This is a genomic window from Paenibacillus medicaginis (assembly GCF_042138635.1).
GTDB lineage: Bacteria > Bacillota > Bacilli > Paenibacillales > Paenibacillaceae > Paenibacillus > Paenibacillus medicaginis.
Genome location: NZ_JBHIRY010000068.1, coordinates 1 through 2,955, shown reverse-complemented (window position 1 = coordinate 2,955; position 2,955 = coordinate 1). Strand labels below are relative to the sequence as shown.

General features: G+C 49.3%; 3 protein-coding genes. All 3 read right to left on the bottom strand.

The genetic code is table 11. The features are described 5' to 3' along the window. Nucleotides 1-256: 256 nt before the first annotated feature. Complete coding sequence (locus ACE5LO_RS27630; protein WP_375523119.1) at nucleotides 257-1,384, bottom strand: glycosyltransferase; 1,128 nt, start codon at nucleotides 1,382-1,384, stop codon at nucleotides 257-259. A 170-nt stretch (nucleotides 1,385-1,554) separates the two neighbouring features. Next, nucleotides 1,555-2,031 carry a hypothetical protein gene (locus ACE5LO_RS27625; protein ID WP_375523118.1) on the bottom strand — a complete coding sequence of 159 codons (477 nt, stop codon included), beginning with the start codon at nucleotides 2,029-2,031 and terminating at the stop codon, nucleotides 1,555-1,557. 277 nt (nucleotides 2,032-2,308) lie between these two features. Then, nucleotides 2,309-2,955, bottom strand: a 647-nt coding sequence (locus ACE5LO_RS27620) for a recombinase zinc ribbon domain-containing protein (RefSeq protein ID WP_375523117.1), incomplete at its 5' end; no start/stop codon positions are given.

The window sequence follows — 2,955 nt, the reverse complement described above, 5'->3', positions numbered from 1 at the left end:
AAAAAAATCCCGTGTTTCCGGGCTTTTCAGACGCCCAGGGGGAAGGCTTCCCCGCTCCATTCGCCGAGCTTGGCGAGCGGCGGTCAACATAATTCTGTGTTTATAAAGGCATACCTTTTCGGACAGATAGACAACAAAAGAATATGTATGTATTCCGTCTGATCGAAGATCAGGATGTGTGTCATATGAAACAGATGATAGTGAATGAAACCCGTCTTAGGCCACCAGCGAAATGCAAGTGGCCTGATAGACCGCTTCACCCCTGAAACACTAATCCTGAAAGATCCGGTTGTCTCTGGAATCGGATTCCCGGATGGCCGACCATTAGACTCGCCACCGTAAAATAGAAATCAGCCTCTTTCGGATTCCCGGTAAGATGATACAACCTCCCGAGATCCAGGCACGTTAAATAAGTACCGCATCCCGCTATGCTCTGATACTCTGACTCAGCAGGACCGATGCTAAGCGCCCCATGCAATGAATGAATAGCCTCGTCGATTTCTCCCAGGGAACTGTAACCGATGGCCTTTAAATGATACAAATCCGTAAACCTTGGAAATAGAGCAATGCTCTCCTTGCTGTCCCGGATCAAGTCGTGATAACGTCCCAGATCTTTCAATACCATCAGTCTGTATTTGTGCGCACTGGTCAGTATGCCCTTTCCTATGTTGCTGGGAGCCCTCTTCAAAAACACCTCCATGCTGCCCAGAGCTTCCTCCAGATCATTCATTCTGAGCAGCTCAACGCCCCAATAATAAAAATATTCCGGATTTTCCGGACTCTCTGCCATGACTTGCTGAAGCAGCGTTCGGTTGCGGCGTTTTTTGTCCTGAGCGATGATATTTTTGAGCAGATATCCGTAATGATGGACGTGAATATCAACCTGCCCGAGCTGCAGACCAGGATTACATTTCAACATGCCGGGCAAAATCTGTTCATGAATTCTCCCTTCAAAGCGGTATTGCGGCCGATTCCGAACCATTCGGAGCAGTTGAACCTCCTCCGTTCCGCCCCCTTCCACGTGATGACAGAATACCAGTTGAATCCCCTCAATCTTCTGCTCACGGATAGCCTCCCGGTTCAGCAGCTCTTTGAGCTTACCAGCTTCGTCCACATCCATCTCTTCATCGGCATCCAGCCAGAGAATCCAGTCCCCGGTCGCTTCCTCGAACCCGCGATTGCGGGCATCCGCAAAGCTGTCCTGCCAGGGCATCGGGATGACTTTGGCTCCGTAGGCCCGTGCAATCGCTATCGTTGCATCCGTAGATCCGGTATCCACAATAATGATCTCATCCACCACACCCTGAACACTGCCAAGGCATTTCGGAAGATATTCCTCTTCATTCTTCACAATCATACATAACGAGATGCTGGGTTCTTCCATATCCCACCTCTTTTACTGAAATTCATTAGCTCATCCTCGCTTCGGAGCGACTGAGGTTCTTCTAAGTATGGCCACCCTTCAAGAGCTGGTTGGACCTCTGAAGGGCGGCGCAGTTGACTTCCCATCAGGTTTCTCACCTTAACCCGATGGGGGCTCTGTTGCTCTTCAGGCTAGGCTATTTTAAATACGCTGACCTGTGCGTTTGTAAACGTAGACGTTCCATTATTAGAAGAGTTGACTCTCAGTGCCAAATCACCACCTGTTGCCCCCGATTCAATGATGGCACTTGCTGATAAACTAGCTTGCATAATAAGCGCACCGGTGGGATTAACAAATGTAGAGCCGGTACCGGGTATACCAACGCCATTAAAGGAAAGACTTGCTCCACCATTACTACCTGGAGGAACCCTGGCATCAACATTATAGTCCACATAGTACGACTGATTAGGAGCCAGGTGAATCGTACCGTTTGCATTCGGGGTAATCGCTGTACCATTCTGTAAAATATTTGTGAGTGGGAATGTAGTTGAAAAGGCACTATTAGTAGTAAATTGAGTTCCAGTATCACGCAGATAATTCGCTGTAACGTTCGGAGCTGTAGGGCCTGTAACCCCCGTAGCACCAGTCATTCCAGTCAATCCGGTCACGCCCGTGACGCCTGTTGCACCAGTCGGGACGTCATTTCTTATCCTAACTAAATTCATCAAGCGTAATTTTTACGTATAGTCTAGATAACCGCGTATTTACTGGGCTTTTTCAATCCCTTGAGAGTGGTATCTCCTCCTCTTCGCCGCTCGCGGCGAGCGGGGGATTACATCATTCTTAATTTCCATTCGCAGCCGGACACATGTCGAATGTCCCCAGTGTTAAAAGGTGTTATAACTCGTGTTTAAGCATGCCGCAGTGAGGGGCATCTCCAGGGGCTTAGAAATATTCAATGGTATAGTGAAAGGGATAGGCTTCACGTTCCGGGCTTCTGGCAGGCAGTTCCCGGATCTCCTCTGGCATGACCCGCACATAGTAGATTCGTTTGACCCTTTGCTTCAGAATTTCGTTCTGCTGCTCGGCCGGAAGGGATGTGAAATGTTCAAACGATCCGATGCGGGGTGCCTTCATATCCAACTGCGTGCCCATTGCGATGTCCTGGATTTGCTTTCGGATCTTGGCCCTGGACTCCTGCAGGATGGGGTGCTGTTTTGTTCGGGTATGCACTCTCTTGAGCAGTTTGTACGGCAACTCCCTTGCCAGCGCGGGTTCGATGAGCTCCGCTTGTTCCTCTGCGTTCTCCCGCAGCTGCTGTTCGATCAGCAGCAGACGTTCGTGTAAATCTATCAGGATGCTTGTCTTCTCTTGCGGCTGCAGATGTTGATCCCATTGCAGCCTTGGATCGTTCTGGAGCTGTTGCAGTACCTCTTCTTCCAGCGACTGCAGCTTCACTCCCTGATTGTTGCATTTTATATCGCTATCGGGCACCTCTTTTCGACAAGGCATGATGAGTAACGTGCCGTTGCTCTTCTTATGGATATTAAGCTTTCTTCCGCAAATCCCGCAGAATAACAGGTCTTTGAACA

What these genes read in the sequence shown, in the direction of transcription:
- ACE5LO_RS27630 (WP_375523119.1), bottom strand. Translation starts at nt 1,384, where the DNA reads ATGGAAGAACCCAGCATCTCGTTATGTATGATTGTGAAGAATGAAGAG.